Source organism: Pseudochryseolinea flava (genome assembly GCF_003286915.1).
GTDB lineage: Bacteria > Bacteroidota > Bacteroidia > Cytophagales > Cyclobacteriaceae > Ohtaekwangia > Ohtaekwangia flava.
In genome coordinates, this window is sequence record NZ_QMFY01000012.1 from 1 (window position 1) to 18,983 (window position 18,983).

At 43.6% G+C, this 18,983-nt stretch carries 15 protein-coding genes; 8 read left to right on the plus strand and 7 right to left on the minus strand.

Features of this window, described 5'->3' with window-relative positions; genetic code table 11:
- Positions 1-428: 428 nt before the first annotated feature.
- A complete protein-coding gene (locus tag DQQ10_RS19840) occupies positions 429-887 on the minus strand; it encodes a hypothetical protein (RefSeq protein WP_112748671.1) in 459 nt (152 codons plus the stop codon).
- 523 nt (positions 888-1,410) lie between these two features.
- On the opposite strand from DQQ10_RS19840, the gene DQQ10_RS19850 reads away from it, so the two are divergent.
- On the plus strand, positions 1,411-1,911 hold the full coding sequence (locus tag DQQ10_RS19850; RefSeq protein ID WP_112748673.1) for a group II intron maturase-specific domain-containing protein: 501 nt from the start codon (positions 1,411-1,413) through the stop codon (positions 1,909-1,911).
- A gap of 57 nt (positions 1,912-1,968) precedes the next feature.
- Here DQQ10_RS19850 and DQQ10_RS19855 read toward each other — a convergent pair whose 3' ends face one another.
- The 4 genes from DQQ10_RS19855 to DQQ10_RS19870 form a co-directional block, all read right to left on the minus strand.
- A complete protein-coding gene (locus tag DQQ10_RS19855) occupies positions 1,969-2,649 on the minus strand; it encodes a hypothetical protein (protein ID WP_112748674.1) in 681 nt (226 codons plus the stop codon).
- 89 nt (positions 2,650-2,738) lie between these two features.
- Positions 2,739-4,313, minus strand: a complete 1,575-nt coding sequence (locus tag DQQ10_RS19860; protein WP_112748675.1) for a GmrSD restriction endonuclease domain-containing protein — start codon at positions 4,311-4,313, stop codon at positions 2,739-2,741.
- 384 nt (positions 4,314-4,697) lie between these two features.
- Positions 4,698-5,123 carry a hypothetical protein gene (locus DQQ10_RS19865; protein ID WP_112748676.1) on the minus strand — a complete coding sequence of 142 codons (426 nt, stop codon included), beginning with the start codon at positions 5,121-5,123 and terminating at the stop codon, positions 4,698-4,700.
- A 360-nt stretch (positions 5,124-5,483) separates the two neighbouring features.
- Positions 5,484-6,860, minus strand: coding sequence for an NAD(P)/FAD-dependent oxidoreductase (locus tag DQQ10_RS19870; RefSeq protein WP_112748677.1), 1,377 nt, complete (start codon positions 6,858-6,860; stop codon positions 5,484-5,486).
- 173 nt (positions 6,861-7,033) lie between these two features.
- Between DQQ10_RS19870 and DQQ10_RS19875 the strand changes: the two genes are divergently transcribed.
- The 5 genes from DQQ10_RS19875 to DQQ10_RS19895 all read left to right on the plus strand — a co-directional run bounded on the left by DQQ10_RS19875 (position 7,034) and on the right by DQQ10_RS19895 (position 16,048).
- Complete coding sequence (locus tag DQQ10_RS19875; RefSeq protein ID WP_112748678.1) at positions 7,034-8,623, plus strand: DUF6377 domain-containing protein; 1,590 nt, start codon at positions 7,034-7,036, stop codon at positions 8,621-8,623.
- A 289-nt stretch (positions 8,624-8,912) separates the two neighbouring features.
- Positions 8,913-11,876, plus strand: coding sequence for a SusC/RagA family TonB-linked outer membrane protein (locus DQQ10_RS19880; protein WP_112748679.1), 2,964 nt, complete (start codon positions 8,913-8,915; stop codon positions 11,874-11,876).
- Between the two features lie 12 nt (positions 11,877-11,888).
- Positions 11,889-13,484 carry a RagB/SusD family nutrient uptake outer membrane protein gene (locus tag DQQ10_RS19885; RefSeq protein WP_112748799.1) on the plus strand — a complete coding sequence of 532 codons (1,596 nt, stop codon included), beginning with the start codon at positions 11,889-11,891 and terminating at the stop codon, positions 13,482-13,484.
- A 12-nt stretch (positions 13,485-13,496) separates the two neighbouring features.
- On the plus strand, positions 13,497-14,546 hold the full coding sequence (locus DQQ10_RS19890) for a SusE domain-containing protein (protein WP_112748680.1): 1,050 nt from the start codon (positions 13,497-13,499) through the stop codon (positions 14,544-14,546).
- A gap of 131 nt (positions 14,547-14,677) precedes the next feature.
- Positions 14,678-16,048: an alpha-amylase family glycosyl hydrolase gene (locus DQQ10_RS19895; RefSeq protein WP_165824024.1), complete on the plus strand. Its 1,371-nt coding sequence runs from the start codon at positions 14,678-14,680 to the stop codon at positions 16,046-16,048.
- Positions 16,049-16,103: 55 nt separating this feature from the next.
- On the opposite strand, the gene DQQ10_RS19900 is transcribed toward DQQ10_RS19895, so the two are convergent.
- On the minus strand, positions 16,104-16,517 hold the full coding sequence (locus tag DQQ10_RS19900) for a response regulator (protein ID WP_112748682.1): 414 nt from the start codon (positions 16,515-16,517) through the stop codon (positions 16,104-16,106).
- Between the two features lie 234 nt (positions 16,518-16,751).
- Between DQQ10_RS19900 and DQQ10_RS19905 the strand changes: the two genes are divergently transcribed.
- A complete protein-coding gene (locus tag DQQ10_RS19905; RefSeq protein ID WP_112748800.1) occupies positions 16,752-17,258 on the plus strand; it encodes a pyridoxamine 5'-phosphate oxidase family protein in 507 nt (168 codons plus the stop codon).
- Between the two features lie 578 nt (positions 17,259-17,836).
- Positions 17,837-18,094: a hypothetical protein gene (locus tag DQQ10_RS19910; protein WP_112748683.1), complete on the plus strand. Its 258-nt coding sequence runs from the start codon at positions 17,837-17,839 to the stop codon at positions 18,092-18,094.
- 57 nt (positions 18,095-18,151) lie between these two features.
- On the opposite strand, the gene ku is transcribed toward DQQ10_RS19910, so the two are convergent.
- Positions 18,152-18,940 carry a non-homologous end joining protein Ku gene (gene ku / locus DQQ10_RS19915; protein ID WP_112748684.1) on the minus strand — a complete coding sequence of 263 codons (789 nt, stop codon included), beginning with the start codon at positions 18,938-18,940 and terminating at the stop codon, positions 18,152-18,154.
- Positions 18,941-18,983: the final 43 nt, after the last annotated feature.

Consider the following 18,983-nt stretch of genomic DNA (forward strand, 5'->3'; position numbering starts at 1 on the left):
GTTCCTGCTCGTTTAAGATCCCAATGATCTGTGCTTCTGTGAATCTTGTTTTTTTCATAACGCTTTTTCAGATGGTTAAAGTTAAAAACTCTAATTTTAACCTGTTCTAAAAAACCAGCCAGGTACCCTACCACCAATAGAATCAGCAGATATCTCGTCATATTAAATTACCGCCAATGTTATGTATAACCCGTGGCGCTAAGCAAAAGTAAAAAAAAATGCTTGCCCGCCGAAGCGAAAGTGGGTCCTCCTTATCAGCGCCATGGATTATACATTTGTGTGCACGCCCTGCATGAGAGGTCTTTGTGTCACGTGTGGCATAAGAGAAGTCAGCAGAGGTCGTAGTAGTTGCCCCGTACGTACAGTGGTGGTGCGAGAGGAGCCTCGCTGCTATTGAGTGGCGGAACCGTCTAGTCGATTGTGAGCTGTTATTTTATCCAATGCTCTTCCAATTCCTCTGTCTTAGTTGAGTCATTTGGGTAAGTTATATGTTTGATTTGATATGCCCTTCCGTTATCGTCCTTTTGCTCAGTAAAATTTCCATTGGCTTCTCTTGAATAAAGCTCATATATAAATTCCATCGGTGATGAACCATGCGCGTCCCCGTTAAATGTCTTAGAAACATAATCAACTTTGCTGTCATTTAGAAAATCGAAAAGCTCTAAGCTTTCATTATTTCTGAATGTTCCGAAGAAGTTTTTTGATTTGGTCGCAACGTCATAGATTAGAAAATACGACACACTGCATCCTAATCCAACACAAGGGCCAAAGTTAATGACCGCAGGAATGACTTTGGCGACCTGCTCCGTCACTGTCAACCGTGACCGAACGGTGTTTGAAACACTACTCTGAACCTCCACAATGGCACATAGTTCCCATGTAATCATCCCGGCTCCGTTTGTGCGTTCGTAAATTTGTTCAAAACACCGGAGATATGGAAACACTTTCTCAACATCTATTCAAATTGTATGTCGGTGTTGACGTATAAAAAAAACAGTGGAGTGTCAGCATCTTCACAGAGGCTGCACATCATCGCACCTTCACGCAACCGCCTTCGCCCAACGCGCTGAAAAATTGCAGCGTTAACGACAAAGCATCCAAATGCGAAGCATGGCAGTTTTGATTTTTCTTCAAATGAAAGTTACAAAAAGATGAACCCCTTTCAACGGCATGTTGAATGGACGCTCCATATCGCCCAGGCGAATTACGCGCCACCCTTGACAGAGCGTTCATTTTTTCGAATACAGCATTTGTAGGAAAATGAAACTTAATATGAATCCTGAGAATAGAAACACTAAATTCGTCTCAACGTTAGCAAAAGGGATTATTCATGGAACACATCGTTAGCTTCAGTTTTTACCCTTCTTTTGAATCACGCGTTCCATACCTTGCCCATGCTGGGCGCACACAATGCATATAAATCCCGTATATGAGAAGGGCGTGAAAGGCAAGTACCAGATTGTGATTTCGGAAAAGAAATGGAAGACGTTAAAGCAAGGGCTTAAACTGATCACAAAGAAAACTAGTGCCCATACATTCATTGAGCGCATTGCTAAGCTAAAAGAACTCTATCGAGGATGGATTAATTATTTCCGCATGGCAAATATGCAAACTAAACTCAAAGAGCTTGATGGCTGGCTGCGCAACAGATTGAGGTATTGTATCTGGGAAGACTGGAAGAAACCTGAACGAAGAAGAAAGAATCTGATTCGGTTGGGCATACGTGCAGGTCAAGCTTATGCATGGAGCAGAACAAGAATGGGCGGTTGGGCAGTGGCTCAAAGCCCGATACTTGGAACGACGATCACGGTAGAGCGACTAGCAAAACGCGGTTACGAATCTTTGCTTTCGTATTACGAAAAAGTATCTCCACAACTTAATGAACCGTCCCGAGTACTCGGGATGGTGTGAGAGGCGAACCTCGCTGCTATTTAGTGGCGGGCCGTCTACTCGATTAGCGGCTGGCACTTATCCGCCAGCGTCCATTGGTTTCTCAAGTTTCCTCAAATTCCAATTTTTACTTATCCATTGTCCTTCGTCCCATTTCTTTGTCCAATGGCTTTTGAATTGCGAATTTATTTTGGAAGAGTCTGGTATGTATGTTAATACGTCCGTAGTTGTAAAATAGAACTCAACAAATTGTCCCAAGTGACTATAGTGAGCAATGTTAATAAGCTCGTATTTATTCTTTAGCGCGTTTAAGTCTACCATGATTTTAAATGGGTCTTTTTTGCTTAAAGAGTCCGCGGATAAAACTTTAAATGGCTTGTTATCCCAATTCTTGCGCAACCATACTTTGTTGCCGGCTTTAATCAGTCCTAATTTGGAAATCGATGTGTCGTAGGCTAAGTTGATACCGAAGTCCTTGATAAATTGTTCCGGTCTGTCGACCCTTAAGTGTATTGTGTCACCTGCGTGAGATATACGAAGATTGTACCATGCGGAGTCGATTGAGTCATTTTGCCAGAACCCGTTTTGTCCCCTATAGATAAAATGTAGGTGTTGGAGCGTCTCTAACTTTTCAGAGTCAATTTCAGTAATAAATTCGTTAGCTCTTTGGCTGATGTCAATTGTGTCTGTTTTCTGTCCTTCACAAGAGTAAAAAAGTAGTCCAATTGTCAGAATTGCTATTTGTTTAATTCTTATCATAAGTGCTTGCCGCTAACGTTCGCATATAAAGCGTGCCGGCAGTCCAATTTAATAATTAATCATCAAACTCTGGGCTTTGTTAAGCGTAGTTATTGTGATAGGTCATTGGCAACAGAAACCAACAATCTTGCTCGTTCGTTCAAGAATTGATCAAAGTTCATATCTAGCGAGCTCGAAGGACAGATTGCGCTTGAAAGTATATTGTCAACTGATTGAGAAGGAAGCAAGGACTTATATACATTAGGATCCTTGTCCTTAATCTTCTGATTGTCGGCATTATTGAGGAAGCAAAAATTCACTAAGCAATTTATTTTCTTTTTATCGACACCTTGTCGCTCTAAATGCTTCTTAGGAAAAATGTGATGAAACTCATTTCTGTTAACTGATTTCAAAACATCGCCTAATCTAACATTTGCCCCTGAGATAAATGACCGAGGGCTTCTGTTGGCCAACATCAAAACAAACGTCTTGGTGTTTACCGAGCCAACGTTAAATGGCGTATCCAAAAAGAACGATTCCTCTAATCTAACATCAAAATTGGAAAGCACGACATCCTCATTTTTTGCCAATTCCCGCATAGCAGCGATATCGAGCTTATGCTTGTCTTGTACGCCGGCATTGTATCTCCTCGAAAAATTGGACTTCCAAAACCATCGAATTAATTCTTTCCTTTGCTTGTCTGTGTATGGTTGACCTGATTCTCGTGACGTTGCAAAAAATGCTGACAATGAGATAAGCATTGATGGATAGGGTAGCCATTCAAGCGAATGTACTTTCAATTGGTCTCTTAGAAATTCAATGGCACCCTTAATACCATTTCGAATTTGATTGAAATTTCCTCGAACCTCTTCGCCTGTCAAACTGATGATAATTGCAGGCGATGTTTCCCCTCTAATAATTCCGCTACTACATTTTAACTGTAAATCCTTGTCCTGGGCGAGATTGCCAAAACCATATAACTTAAGTTCTTCAGCGAGTTCGGAAAACTCCTCTTGAAGATCGAAGTCTGCACTCCAACTCCATGCTGTCAAAAGTTGGTATGTATTTAAAGGCGTTCCAGCTCGGTTTATCCTTTCGAAAACAATAGCAATACTTTCTCTACTATCGGTTTCAAATTCTTGTACTGGCAAGGAATACTCTTGAAACATCTGCTGCACCTTCAATATTTGATCTCGCTTCGTTGGGTCCAATTTGTTCACTTCTTCATAAAATCTTCCGGCGTCAAAAACTACAGCCATGGGAAAATGCCTATTGGATACTACATCTGCTTTAGCAAGAGAGACAAATTTACTGTCTTGGATACCGTCACTGGCCTCAAAATCGTAGTAAATATCAAGCCATTCATAGTTGTCGGAAGATGCCAATTCAGTCTGGAAGACACTAAAAAGCGAAGTCAATCTTTGTTGTCCGTCTAGCACATAGTAGACTGGATGTTCTTTGCGCGGTTCAGGTATTGTATAATTCCCTAAATCTTTTTCTGACTCCAATTTCGTATTTGTCTTCCACAAAAAAACCATTCCTACAGGAAACCCCTTATGGATGCTATCCAATAGAAAGCTCACTTGTTGTGGCGTCCACACCCACTCTCTTTGAAATGCTGGAATTCGGATTTCACCGCTTATTATTCGGTCAACGAGTCGCCGTATTGTAAGTGTTTCAGCCATCTTTTTAAAGTTTTATTTATGAAGAATTACGCTTAACGTTCGGATATAAAGCGTGCCGGCAGACCAAATTTAATAATCAATCATCAAACTCTGTCGGCATGATTTATATGCATTGTGTGCGCCAGCATGCGCAAGGTATGGAAGATACTTTTAATATTCCAGAGGGTGAAAGTCTCTCATTGGCGAATTGGTGAAGCCAGTTAGTAAGTCGCAAGGTGGTTTGCACTGAAGGAAGCGAAACTACAAATTCTGGTGCTGGCGAAGAGAAAAAGTATCTCCACAACTTAATGAACCGCTGTATACGAGGCCCGTACGTACAGTAGTAAGAGGCGAACCTCGCTGCTATTTAGTGACGGGCCGTCTACGCGATTGTGTGAAGGCGCTCTACACCAAACTAATTCCAGTTCCCTTGTCAAACAAGTAGTAAAGATCTCCGTCACTTGTTTCCACTCGAACTCTTTCAAAGTTTAACGAGTCCACGAATTGCTTTAACTCCTTGTCCTTAATTTCATTTTTATTGTCAGGCGTTACTTTTATCGGAAAATTGTCCGCGTTGGGATTTTTGGTATGAATGTAAACGCAGTCCTCTCCGCTGTCGTTTTCGTCAATCATTATCCATAACTGAAAGGCGTGAGGGTAAGTCTGCAATTTTTGTTTCAACTGGTCAAATGTCTCCAAGATTTGTTCGAGATATCTTGTTCTTGTCTTCCAGTCTTTGTTTCCTTTGCCGTCCCAGTCTACATGGGTATGCCAAAGGTCAAACCAACTCTTTGGTCCACCGGAAAAATCTAAATTCAATTCTTTGTTCATGTTCTAAACTGTCCAAGAGCGCTTGCACACAACGTCCGAATATATGCAATTACCTGATATTCCCTTATCGCAGTGTATCGCGCTTTAGTGTCGAAAATCGCGTGTTTTAATTGATTTTCTTCATAATACGTTGATATTTTTTTCTGGTACATGCGGTCAAAGCTGCGAGTTACGAGAAATGCGCTTGTGAGAAAGCTACTGGTTAAGAGCTACGAGTTGCGAGAAATGCGCTTGTTAGAAAGCTGCACGCTACGAATTATGCGCTTCGGGGAATGCCCAACACCTAATACCTAATACCTAATACCTAATACCTAATACCTAATACCTAATACCTAATACCCAATTCCCAACACCCAATACCTAAATCTCCACCTTCTCCGTCATCTTCTCTACCGGCGTATTTTCTTTCTTCTTGCCGATGATCAAACGAATGCCGGTGTCGTAGGTGAAGTAGCTCCACATCCAGTTGATCATCACCATGAGGCGATTTCGAAAACCGATAAGTGATATCAGGTGCACGAACATCCAAATGAACCATGCTTTGAAACCTTGTGTTCGAAAAGTTTTTCCGAAGATGTTCAAGTCTGCCACGGCTTTGTTTCTTCCGATTGTTGCCATCGATCCTTGATCGCGATAGTGGAAGGGCTTGCGTTTTTCTTTCGCGAGTAGGCGTTGAATATTTTTTCCAAGCCACGCGCCTTGTTGCATTGCCGGTTGCGCCATCATGGGTAAACCATCTTTGTGCAGCGTTGTTTTCATGGCGGCAATGTCGCCGATAGCAAATACGTTTTCGTATCCGTGTACAACGCTGTAGTCATCGACGATAAGTCTGTTGCCGCCGGTGATGGATGATTCAGCCAGTCCGTCAATTACTTTTCCAGAAACGCCTGCAGCCCAAATGAGGGTACGCGTGCAGAGACTTTCGCCGGTGTCGAGTTCAACTTTAAATCCATCGTATGATTTTACGCGACAATTCAACCATAATTTCACGCCGGCATCTTGAAGGAAAGTCTTCGCTTTTGAAGCCGCTTCATCGGACATTCCTTTCAACAATTGCGGGCCACTTTGAATAAGATGAATATCCATGTTGACAAAGTTCAATTCAGGATAGTCTTTAGGGAATACAAATTTTTTCAGTTCACTTAAAGCGCCAGCAATCTCGACACCGGTAGGGCCACCACCGACAATGACAAAATCCATTAAGCTGTTCAAGTGTACTTCATCACGAATTTGAAGGGCTTTCTCGAAGTTGGTAAGGATCGTGTTGCGTAAGGCGAGTGCATCGTCGAGGTTTTTAATGGCGATAGCTTTCTTTTGAATTTCTTGATTGCCATAAAAATTTGTTGTGGCGCCGCTGGCAATCACGAGGTAGTCGTAATGGACAAAGCCGATGGACGTTTCAACCATTTGAAGTTTCGTATCGACGGCGAGTGCATCGGCCATTCGGAAGAAAAAATTAGACTGCGATTCAAATATTTTGCGAAACGGATATACGATCGACGATGGTTCGATGCCGGCTGTAGCAACTTGATAAAGCAATGGTTGGAAGGTGTGATAGTTGAGCCTGTCGATCATGACAACCTGAACCTTGGTATTGGCGAGCGATTTGGCGAGTTCAACGCCAGCAAATCCGCCGCCGATGATGACGACCCGAGGATCGTCACTTTTACCTAACAATGCTTCCGCCTTTGGATGATTTTCTGCTTCTTGAAGCGGACATTCTGTTTGCTGATTCATGGTTGCCTATTTGTGACAAGCTTTAAATAATGACGTGCCAACGGCGTGCAAAGCGCTAATTTTTGAATACTATAGATAGTTTTTTCTCTTCTGGGATTGAATAGCGGCAGAACCATTATTGCAACTGACAACAAATTCCGATTTTCGCTATCTTGATTCCGTTTATCCAGCCCATGAAGTATAGTTTTTTGATGATTTTCGTTTTGTATGCAGCGACAGCCATAGGCCAGAATGCAGACAGCTTATTGCGCGAACTCGATAAGACGATTGCGCAACGGGAGCAAATTCATCAAGCGAAACTTGCGCGTATTGAAAAGCTCAGGTCTAATGTAAAGTCTTTAAAAGGGGAGGGGCTTTTTGAGCAATACGTATCGATATACGAAGAGTACAAATCTTTTCTATACGATTCGGCGTTCAGTTATGCGCAGAAACTTCATGTGCTTGCCGTCGCGTCGGGTGATCCGCTGAAGATTGAAATTGCCCGCATGAAACTGGGATTTGTTTTGGTGTCGTCCGGTCTTTTTAAAGAGGCGATTGATACGCTCATGCAGGTGCGATCGACGAAGCTTCCTGCGCGCGAGCGATTTGATTACCTATACCTGATGGCGCGTGCTTGCTATGACCTTGCCGATTTTAATCGCGATGCGTACTATGCGCCGAAGTACGCGACACAAGGCAACGCATTTATCGATTCGGCGATGTTGCTGATGCCCGAAAACTCGCGAGATTTTTTGCAGATAAAAGGACTAAAGCATCTGCACCTGCGCGACATGCCCACGGCGCGATCGTTGTTCGAAAAGATGATTCACGACTTCGATTTAGAAGATCATGACTTTGCTGTGGCGGCCAGTACATTAAGCTTCATTTATTTATATACGAATAACAAGGCGTTGTCGAAAGAGATGTTGATTCGGGCGGCAATCGCCGATATACGTTCATCCACAAAGGAGACACTCGCGACGATTCATCTTGCTGATTTACTTTATCAAGAAGGAAACATCGAGAAGGCTTATGAGTATGTTAAGATCTCGATGGAAGATGCGAATTTCTACGGTGCACGTCATCGGAAAATTCAAGTCGCCGCGATCTATCCCATCATTGAGGGGCAGCAGTTAGGCTTAGTGGAATCGAAAAGAAAAATTCTGATGGTGTATGCATGGGGCATTACTTTGTTGTCCGTACTCATTATCGGTTTTGGATTCATCTTTTATAAACAATTCCAAAAGCTTCAGGTCGCGAAAGGCATCATCTCCAAAGCGAATGATAGTTTGACAGAAACCAATCATCAGTTGGGCGACGCCAACAAGATCAAAGAAGAGTATCTCTGGTATTATTTCAACACCACGGCAGACAGCATCTCGAAGTTGGATAGCCTCAAGAAGTCGTTGGAATTAAAGCTTACCATGAAAAAGCTCGACGATGTGAAGTTTACTGTCGATAGTATTAACATTCGAAAAGAGCGCGACGATCTCTACCACAATTTCGATAAGATTTTCTTGAAACTGTTTCCCGACTTTGTCCAGGTTTTTAATTCCTTTTTTAATCCGGAAGATCAGATTGTTTTGAAAGAGGGGCAATTGATGAATACCGAACTTAGGATTTTTGCGCTGGTGCGTCTGGGGATTAACGACAACGAAAAGATTGCAAAGATCCTCGACTATTCTGTTACCACGATCTACACTTATAAAACGCGTCTCCGCAACAAGTCTATTCTGCCCAACGACACATTCGATAAACAAATCATGACGATTCGCGCAATCTAGTTGCGATGGTTGTTGCGATTGCCGTTGCAAGCGATTTCAAACGCTTGAAATCACGAAAATGCGTGTTGATAACCGCCGAAAAGGCTGAGACAAACCGCTCGTGCCACTCTTTTCAATCGATTGATTGACAGTTTGTTGTCAATTATCAACCCCTTCTTTTTTCTAGATTCTCATCAGATGGGTTGAATTTCGCCCATGGCATCAGCTTCCTTTGTTCAAGGCCGCAATCGATTGATTGTAATTCAACCAAACCATAACCGCGGTCCTAACCCATCCAAACTAAACGCTTATGACAAAACTCTATCGGATCAAAGGAATCAGCTTGTTGATTCTCCTCAGCCTCCTGGTCAGCCAGGCTTGGGGACAAACCCAGGTGGTGACTGGTAAGGTCACGACCACGGACGACGGATCTTTTTTACCCGGCGTGAGTATTCTTGAAAAAGGTACCACTCAGGGCACGGTAACTGACGGCGAAGGAAACTATCGTATTGAAGTGAGGGCTGGCGCAACGCTTGTCTTTTCTTTTGTCGGTTATGCTTCTCAAGAAGTTGCTGTAGCCGCGCAATCGAATATTAACGTAGCACTATCACCCGATATCGCCACGCTCGATGAGATCGTGGTAATCGGTTATGGTACCATCAAAAAGTCAGATGCTACAGGTTCGCTCACAACGGTGAATACCGAAAGCTTCAACAAAGGTGTTGTTGCTTCGCCGCAAGAGATGATCATGGGTAAAATGGCCGGTGTGTCGATCACTACAAACAGTGGCGCTCCGGGTAATGCCGCGACCATCAGAATTCGTGGTGGCGCATCCCTGAATGCTAGCAACGACCCATTGATTGTGATAGACGGTGTACCGATGAGCAACACCAACCTTGGCGGTTCTCCTAATCTTTTGTCGACACTCAATCCAAACGATATCGAAACGTACACGGTTTTGAAAGATGCGTCGGCCACGGCGATCTATGGATCACGAGCGTCGAACGGTGTCATTCAAATTACGACGAAACGTGGCAGCAAGAAATTTAAATTGAATTACAACGGTACGGGTACTGTTTATACAACGCCCAAGAAAGTTGACGTGTACGACGGTAACGAATTCCGCGCATTAGTCAACGAGCAATATGCTGGAAACAATGCCGTGCTTTCATTACTCGGCGACGCTAACACCGATTGGCAAGATGAGATCTATCGAGAAGCCTACGGACAAGATCACAACCTTACTGCTAGCGGAACTTATAAGTCATTGCCTTACCGTGTGTCGGTAGGATACAACAACACCGACGGTATTTTAAAGACATACAATTTCGAAAGAACGACAGCCAGTGTTGGATTAGATCCTTCATTCTTTAATAACAAGCTCAAGGTGAATGTCAATGTGAAAGGTGTTATCAACAATAACAACTTCGCAGATCAAGGTGCTATTGGTGATGCGATTGCTTATGATCCGACAAAGCCTGTGCGCAATGGTAATACAGAATGGTTGGGATATACGACGTGGACAAGGGTGTCGGACGGAACGAGTATCGGACTTGCACCAGGTAATCCTGTAGCACGTTTGGAGCTTACCGATAATACGTCGACATCGAAGCGTAGCATCGGTAATATCAACTTTAAATACGATTTGCCTTTCGTTTCTGGTCTTGATGCAAACTTGAATTTAGGATATGATTATGCGGAGTCGGAAGGACACAACAACGTTGCCGAGAAAACACAATGGATCTACTTGCCGACAGTAGGAGGAGGAAGGTTGAATCCATACGAATCACAAACGAAAAACAAAGTGTTGGATTTCTACTTGCACTATCAACGCGAAATGAAAAAGCTTGAGAGTAAAGTAGAACTGATGGGCGGATATTCTTACAGTAGCTTCTACATTCAGGGAGGAGACTCTACCATGAACAGAAAAGGAGAGGGCGTTACACGTGTGAATTTGTATGAGTCAAAATATGTACTCATCTCATTTTTCGGTCGCTTGAACTACACGTTGAAAGACAAGTATTTGTTTACAGCAACGTGGCGTAGTGATGCATCGTCGAAGATTAATCCCGATAACCGTTGGGGACAATTTCCGGCAGCAGCCTTTGCATGGAAAATCAATGAAGAGCCTTTCTTGCAATCAAGCCGTGTGATCTCTGATTTGAAACTTCGCTTAGGATGGGGTATCACGGGTCAGCAGGGAATTGCTGCAGACTATCCATACATTCCTACTTATACGACCAGTGACAACGCAGCGCGTTACCAATTTGGAAACACGTACTACAACACGCTTCGTCCTGACGGTTATGATGCGCGCATCAAGTGGGAAGAGACAACAACCATCAACGGAGGTTTTGACTTTGGATTTCTGGACGACAGGCTTACGGGTTCATTCGACGTCTTCAAGAAAGAATCGAAAGATCTGCTTGGCTATGTACCGGTCCCTGTGGGAACAAACTTCGCGAGCAAAATTGATACGAACGTTGGGAGCATGGAAACCAATGGTGTCGAGTTAAGCTTGAATGCTTCGTTGATTGAAACTGACAAGTTAAGTTGGACATTAGGCTACAACGTAACCTACAATAAGATTAAGATCACACGCCTCAACCTGAGCAACGATCCGAAATTCCTTGTGCCACTCGGTGGTGTAGGAGGCACGACTTCAGGTACAATACAAGTACACAAAGTGGGCGAATCACGTCAGTCGTTCTTGGTGTATCAACAGATCTACGACGACAATGGAAATCCGATCGAAGATGCCTATGTAGATCGTACAAACGATGGTGTTATCAACACAGCAGACTTGTATGTGTACAAGAAGCCAGATCCGACGGTATACATGGGTATTTACTCAACGCTTAAATATGGTAACTGGGATTTCTCTTTTGCAGGTCGCGCAAGCTTCGACAACTACGTGTATAACAACGTAGCCTCTGGTGCAACGTACCGATCGCTTTACAGCTCACTGGAGTTCCTCAGCAACATGAGCAAGCTTGCTGACGACACCAAGTTTACGACGGCATTGAACACACGCTTCTCAGATTACTACATTGAAAATGCATCGTTCTTCAGAATGGACAACATCGGCGTCGGATATACTTTCAATAATCTCGATGCAAATAACAAGCTTAACCTTCGCATCGGTGGCGGTGTTCAGAATGCTTTTGTGATCACGAAATACAGCGGACTAGATCCTGAGATCTCTGGCGGAATTGATAACAATTTCTTCCCCCGTACACGTTCATTTTTCCTTAGTGTGAACCTAGACTTTTAATTGAAATCGATCATGAAGAAAATTAATATATCATTGACAGTGCTGGCGTTGTTGTTCACGGCAACCTCATGTTTGGATGATCTCAACCAAGAGCCATTAAACAAGAAGATCACAACGGCCAACAACGTTTATAAAGATCCAGCATCGTATAAGCAGTTTTTGGCGAAGTTATACGGCGCACTTACACTCACAGGACAGCGCGGTGAGTTTGGTCAACCCGAGATCAACGCCCCTGATGAAGGCACAACATCTTTTTTAAGAACGTATTGGAGTGCACAGGAAATCACAACCGATGAGTGTATCAGTGCTTGGGGTGACCCAGGTCTCGTTGAGTTTCACGGTCACAATTGGTCAGAGCAAAATTCTTATGTTGAACTTTTGTACCAACGCATCTTCATCAATATTGCCTATTGTAATGAATACATTCGTGAAGTAACGCCGCGCATCGACGGACTATCTGCCGACATGCAGCCGGAAGTAACACGATTTGTTGCCGAAGCAAGATTCTTAAGGGCGTTGTATTACTACTTTGCGCTCGACCTTTGGGGTAACGTTCCTTTTGTTACAGAAGCCGATGCGACCGGTGCGTTCTTGCCAAAGCAGATTAGCAGAGCAAATCTTTTTGCATACATCGAATCAGAGTTGAAATCCATTGAGCCTATGCTTGCTGACGCAGGCCTAAACGAATATGCACGCGCCGATAAAGCTGCAGCATGGATGTTATTGGCGAAACTGTATTTGAATGCAGAAGCCTACCTCGGCACCGAAACAAAGAAATATTCTGAGTGTATTGCCGAGTGTAAGAAGATCATCGCGTCAGGAAAGTTTACGTTGAACGACAGCTATGAAGATCTTTTTCTCGCAGACAATCACACGTTACGCAACGAGATCATCTTTCCCATTGCAGAGGATGGCGACAATACAAGAAACTACGGCGGTATGACCTTCGTTATTCACGCTGCTGTCGGTGGACAAATGGACGCTGATAATGGATTCGGAATTGCTTCAGGAGGATGGAACGGTAATAGATTCACGAATACATTCGTTGAGAAATTTGCAGATACATCAGGAGAAACGGATACGCGTGCAATGTTCTTTACCGATGGTCAGATCCTCGAGATCGAACATCCAACAACGTTCACAGAAGGTTATCTCAGCACGAAGTTTAAGAATATCACATCGACTGGTGCAAAGGGCAAGAACGCGACTTTCGTTGATACAGACTTTCCGCTGTTCCGCCTAGCAGATGTATACCTCATGTATGCCGAGGCAGTGAAGCGAGATGGCACAGGCGGTTCTATCGATGACGCTGTTGATTACGTGAACGCGATTCGCGAACGTGCTTACGGCGATGACTCCGGAAACATTTCATCAGCGACACTTACGCTTGATTTTATCCTCGATGAACGTGCGCGTGAACTTCATTGGGAAGCGCATAGACGTACCGACCTCATTCGTTTCAAGAAGTTTACGGGCGACAGCTACGTGTGGGACTGGAAAGGCAACGTGAAAGACGGTGCGAGTACAGCGGCACACACCACGATATTCCCATTGCCAGCGTCAGACCGCGCGGTGAATACAAACCTTGATCAAAATCCTGGATACTAAACGAACACGATCATGAAATACCTAAGCATATTTTTCATGTTGCTGGTACTGTGTGCCTGCGAAAAAGATGAAACAAAGGCCGTACTGTCGCCAAACTCGACACCGGCAACCATCACAAGTCAAGCCAACGGTTTTGAAAAGGAGATCACACCGGAAACACTTGCGGAGTCGCTTGAGTTTACCTGGAATGAAGCAAACTATGGTGTAGAAACACAAGTGACGTATACGGTTGAAATCGGTACGACAGATGCGTTTGAAAATCCTACCGTAGTAGGAACATCAAATACGAACAAGCTTGCAGTTCTGCTTGGCGACTTGAATACAAAGTTGCTGAACGACTTAGAGCTTCCTGCGAACGAAACATCATCGCTACAACTTCGGGTTGTGGCTTCCATCGGTGGCAAGTACGCTTTACAATCAAACCCTGTAGGAATCAAAATCAAAACGTACAAAGCTGAAGACGCAAAGCCTGCATCACTGTGGCTTCCGGGCGGCTATCAAGGTTGGAATCCTGCAACAGCACCTGTTATCTACTCGATTGGCGGCGATGAGTTCGAAGGCTATGTGTACATCAAGGAAGGTACAGGCTTCAAGTTTACAAGCGACCCCGACTGGGTTCACACCAACTACGGCTACGCTGGCGTGACTGGGAAGTTAACCACCGATGGTGCCGCTGATGGGATGTCTATTCAGACAGAAGGTTATTACCGCTTGAAGGCAAACATCGCAGAACTCACCTATGAAATTCAACTTGTTTCCACGTGGGGAATGATTGGTACGGCAACGCCTAACAATTGGGATGCGAGCACACCGATGACCTACAACAAAGATACCGATGAGTGGACGGCTACCCTTGACTTAAAAGCAGGTGCATTGAAGTTCCGTGCAAACAATGACTGGGGGTTAAACTACGGACCGGAGAATAGCAATCTGCTTACTGGAAAGTTGATTCATACCGATGGTGCGATTAGCATTTCGGAAGATGGTAACTATACAGTCGTACTCGATTTCAGTCGTGCTGTGGCACCGTATGAATACGCCTACAAGGTGACGAAGAATTAATTTGGTAGGTAGTTACTGCCAAATTTTGGGTTCCTTAACCGGAGAAGGCTAGGCCTTCTCCGCTAAGGATAATCCAGATGTAGAAACTTAATAATTGATTTGTAATGTTAGTTAACCTCGCATCGTATAGTATGATGAAGAAAATGTATTTCGCAGCAATGCTCATGATTGCATGCAGTGGGAAGGAAAGTGATCCGGCGCCAGTCACACCAACGACGCCAGATGAGCCGAAACAATATGGAACGCCATTCGCTGCTGTACCAGCGCCTAAAGACGTTGTGTTGTATGAAGTCAATACGCGTGCGTTCAGTGCATCTGGAAATTTTCAAGGTGTGATCGATCGTCTTGATCACATTAAATCTTTAGGTATTAATACCATCTGGCTGATGCCGATTCATCCTGTGGGTGTCGAAAGATCTGCCGGCGGATTAGGCTCTCCTTATGCGGTAAAAAATTACCTCGAAGTAAACACCGAATTTGGTGACCTCAATAAATTGCGAGAACTCGTGGATGAAGCACACGAAAGAAATATGGCGGTCATCATCGATTGGGTTGCCAATCACACATCATGGGATAATCCATGGATCAAGAATAGAACGTGGTATAGTCAAAACGGCAATGGTGATATCATCATCCCTCCAGGTACAAACTGGCAAGATGTAGCAGAGTTGAACTTCGCGAATGCAGACATGCGCAAAGCCATGATTGCCGCCATGAAGTATTGGGTGCTCGAAGCCAACATCGATGGATTCCGGTGTGATGCTGTGGATTTTGTTCCGACTGATTTTTGGAAACAAGCCATCGATCAGTTGAATGCGATTCCGGGACGCGAACTGATTTTGCTAGCCGAAGGTGGTAAAGCCGATAATTTCACCGCGGGCTTTCAAATGAACTACGCTTGGGATTTTTACAATAACCTCAAAGACGTGTACGGAAAAGGAAAAGCAGCAACGTCAATCTTTACAACGCATGCGAATGAATATAACGCGATCCCCGCTGGAAAAGTAAAGCTTCGCTATACAACGAACCACGATGAATCTGCCTGGGAAGCCACGCCGATAGAGTTCTTCAAAGGCGAAGATGGTGCACTCTCGGCATCGGTTATAACGCTATTTACAAGCGCCGTCCCGTTAGTGTATGGAAGTCAAGAAGTGGGGCGTGCAGAGAAGCTTGCTTTCTTCACACGCGATCCCATCAACTGGTCCGCTAACAGTGACATGCTCGACAACTATGAGAAGTTGTTTGCGATATACAATCAGTCTGATGTGTTTATCGACGGTAGTCTTCAGTCTTTTAATGATAATGACATTGCCGCCTTCACGCGTACACTTGAGGATGATCAATACTTCATTCTCGCGAACGTTCGCGGCGAAGCAAAAATACATACACTTGAGGCTTCGGTTAAGAATTCAACGTGGACTAACGCCATGACAGGCGCATCGGTTGAATTATCATCAACCGTAGAACTTGCACCCTACGCATTTTTGATTTTGAAAAAATAAGACGGGTTTAGATTGTTTTATTTGTAAGGGCTCCGTTCATCGCGGAGCTTCTTTTTTATACAATAGGGGAGTTGAACTTCAGTCGTTCATTCTTTTGGTTGTTGAGCACCGCCACTAATCCAGAATGAAATTCTTGAATATTGCTCGGCTTGATCAGGAAGTCTGTAGCGCCGAGTTTGTAGCATTCTTTGATCTCTCTTTCCTCGCTTGAGGTTGTGTACATAATGACTGGTAAATGTCGCAGTCTATTGCTCTTTCGAATCTCAGTGAGACACTGTTTACCATTCATGATGGGCATGTTGATGTCCATGAAAATCATGTCCGGAAGATCGGTTGCGAGTTCAAGGAAGTTCATAGCCTCTTTTCCTTTTTGGAAGGGGATATAACGGATATCAGGATCGATATCCATCAAAATCGTGTAGAGCAGATCAAGATCGTCAGGGTCGTCGTCGACATACAAGAGCGTCATAGCAGTTAGGTTTATACAGGTAAGTTTTAACCCGTAAAAAGACATGCCATCAGGCGACTACTGAGCGGGATGAACTCCTTCAAGGTCCAGGAATCGGCCGCATGCCTGCGAGATTGTGTCCTCAAAATGACCATGGAACTTCTTCGTGATCGATTGGCGCGCGCCAACGCGTTCAGAACGTCTAGGAACGGACGTGGTACTAAGATTTCAAGTGGTAGCCAAAAACAACTTGTTATGGGAACTACAAAGGATTTAACATCAACGAAAGGAATCGAGAAACTCCGCGAGATTGCCAACGATGCAAAGATATGCCACCTGGCGACAGGACTTGATAAGCGTCCTATTTCTGCTAGACCAATGAGTACATTAGAAGTTGACGACAGCGGGGCGATATGGTTCTTTAGCAGTATTAGCAGCGGCAAAAACGATGAGATCGAAGCTGATCCAGATGTACAGCTGTTCTATGCGCAAAATAGTAAATCGGAGTACCTCAGTGTATTTGGTCACGCCGAGATTGTTCATGACCGCCAGAAAATTGAAGCGCTCTGGACCCCCATTGCCAAAGTTTGGTTCACCGAGGGTAAAAACGACCCAGATATTTCGCTTATTAAGGTAACGCCAGTAGATGCTCACTATTGGGATACTAAGAGTAACAAGGCTGTTCAGTTGATCAAGATGTTTGCTGGTGCGATCACCGGTAAAACGATGGACGATGGCGTAGAAGGTGACATTCGTTTATAGGGTAATATTTGTACTGACCTGTTGACGTTGGTGCGTTCAAGGTCAACAGGTCGTGCATTTAAACCCCATATTGATATTAGAGAACGATTAGAAACATTACATCGATCATACAGAACGTAACTGTAGAATAAAAAAAGTTTTTTTCGGATCCACACGGTCAATAGAAACCCATCTTATAAAAAGTATTGTGCTTGTACGCAGTAGACGTTTCTTGTAATCTACACTGGTTTGAAAAATATTAGTTATCAAAATGATAGGGCGTTTTTTGAACTGTACATCGGCCTTTTAACACACGTTTGAAATAAAAAAGTTTTTTCCAACACCATTGCTTCTATACAAACGTCCCTGCTCCATAAAATTGTAGTTAAGCGTGTTCTTGTCTCAGTATTGATTTTTACTGCGAAAGAAAATATAAAATCTTGAAGCGTAACGGTGTTTTTTGAACGGCGCGTAAGTGTGGAGGCACATTGGCAACTGCATCTACGCGTTCAATAGTTTCGTTATTTGCATCATCTTGAATGTCGAACATAAATAGTGCGGCATCTATTTTTTAAAGATAAGCTAAACAAGTAGGCAGTATGAAACAGGTACCATTTAATGAGCTAGCGATGAAACACAAAATTGTGTTGATCGAGGATTTTTCTGAGGAACTAGCATCAATTGAGTTTTACGAACATCGTATTCACTTGTACGCTCTAGATTCTTTGCTGATTGAAGCGTACCATAATATCGATACGAAACAAATCGAAAGAATCACCATCGCAGAATATGGCGACCTCGATAAGTTTCTTCCTTGGATTACATTGTCGTCGCTTTTGGCAAAGATTAAAGCCTAAGCAATTGTATTGTATTAAGGTTACAGGTATAAATTTAACATTCTGACGAGAGGCCTCTTAGGAGGCCTTCTTCAGACTGGCCTTCAGTTGAGCCATAATATCATCATCTTTCTTCTTGCGGTGCGTTACTTTCATCGTCGCCGAGTCATCATCCACTTTCTTTTTCTTGCCCTTGGTATTCGCCTTTGATTTGATCATCTTCATCAGATCACTCGAATACGTGTCTTTAAACCTATTGGGCTTGAACGATGTCGACAACTGATCAATAAGGCTCATGGCCATCTTCAGTTCGTTTGGCTTCGGCTTGGTATGCTTCGGTAAATCAAGTTCTGTTGTATCGCGTATTTCTTCTGCATAGCGAATGGTGTTCAGCACGATTACATTCTTCATGGGTGATAGCACGCAAAGGTGTTCCTTGTTGCGTAGTACAAAGCTCCCGATACCAGCCTTCTCACTTTTTTGCAAGGCTTCCAATAACAGCGTGTAAGCCTTGTTCCCTGATTTTTCGGGAACGAGATAATAGGGACTCTCAAAAAACATCGGCTCTATTTCTTCCTGCATAACAAAGTCGCTGATATCGATGATCGAACTCTTCTTCGGACTTGCTGCTTTGAAATCTTTGTCTTCGAGAATGATATACTGATTCCGGTACTTGTAGCCTTTCACGATATCTTTATAGTTTACTTCACGTCCCGTTTTTTCATTAACACGACGAAACCGAATATGCGCGTGATCTTTTTTATCCAACATGTCCAGGTCCAGTTCGCTTCGTTGTGAAGCACTATAAAGTTTTACAGGAATATTTACGAGACCAAAACCGATGGCCCCTTTCCAAATTGCTTTCATAGTAACTTGATATTTGTTAACCCATTTCAAAATATGATGCCAT

What these genes read in the sequence shown, in the direction of transcription:
- DQQ10_RS19840 (WP_112748671.1), bottom strand. Translation starts at nt 887, where the DNA reads ATGATTACATGGGAACTATGTGCCATTGTGGAGGTTCAGAGTAGTGTT.
- DQQ10_RS19850 (WP_112748673.1), top strand. Translation starts at nt 1,411, where the DNA reads ATGCATATAAATCCCGTATATGAGAAGGGCGTGAAAGGCAAGTACCAG.
- DQQ10_RS19855 (WP_112748674.1), bottom strand. Translation starts at nt 2,649, where the DNA reads ATGATAAGAATTAAACAAATAGCAATTCTGACAATTGGACTACTTTTT.
- DQQ10_RS19860 (WP_112748675.1), bottom strand. Translation starts at nt 4,313, where the DNA reads ATGGCTGAAACACTTACAATACGGCGACTCGTTGACCGAATAATAAGC.
- DQQ10_RS19865 (WP_112748676.1), bottom strand. Translation starts at nt 5,123, where the DNA reads ATGAACAAAGAATTGAATTTAGATTTTTCCGGTGGACCAAAGAGTTGG.
- DQQ10_RS19870 (WP_112748677.1), bottom strand. Translation starts at nt 6,860, where the DNA reads ATGAATCAGCAAACAGAATGTCCGCTTCAAGAAGCAGAAAATCATCCA.
- DQQ10_RS19875 (WP_112748678.1), top strand. Translation starts at nt 7,034, where the DNA reads ATGAAGTATAGTTTTTTGATGATTTTCGTTTTGTATGCAGCGACAGCC.
- DQQ10_RS19880 (WP_112748679.1), top strand. Translation starts at nt 8,913, where the DNA reads ATGACAAAACTCTATCGGATCAAAGGAATCAGCTTGTTGATTCTCCTC.
- DQQ10_RS19885 (WP_112748799.1), top strand. Translation starts at nt 11,889, where the DNA reads ATGAAGAAAATTAATATATCATTGACAGTGCTGGCGTTGTTGTTCACG.
- DQQ10_RS19890 (WP_112748680.1), top strand. Translation starts at nt 13,497, where the DNA reads ATGAAATACCTAAGCATATTTTTCATGTTGCTGGTACTGTGTGCCTGC.
- DQQ10_RS19895 (WP_165824024.1), top strand. Translation starts at nt 14,678, where the DNA reads ATGATGAAGAAAATGTATTTCGCAGCAATGCTCATGATTGCATGCAGT.
- DQQ10_RS19900 (WP_112748682.1), bottom strand. Translation starts at nt 16,517, where the DNA reads ATGACGCTCTTGTATGTCGACGACGACCCTGACGATCTTGATCTGCTC.
- DQQ10_RS19905 (WP_112748800.1), top strand. Translation starts at nt 16,752, where the DNA reads ATGGGAACTACAAAGGATTTAACATCAACGAAAGGAATCGAGAAACTC.
- DQQ10_RS19910 (WP_112748683.1), top strand. Translation starts at nt 17,837, where the DNA reads ATGAAACAGGTACCATTTAATGAGCTAGCGATGAAACACAAAATTGTG.
- ku (WP_112748684.1), bottom strand. Translation starts at nt 18,940, where the DNA reads ATGAAAGCAATTTGGAAAGGGGCCATCGGTTTTGGTCTCGTAAATATT.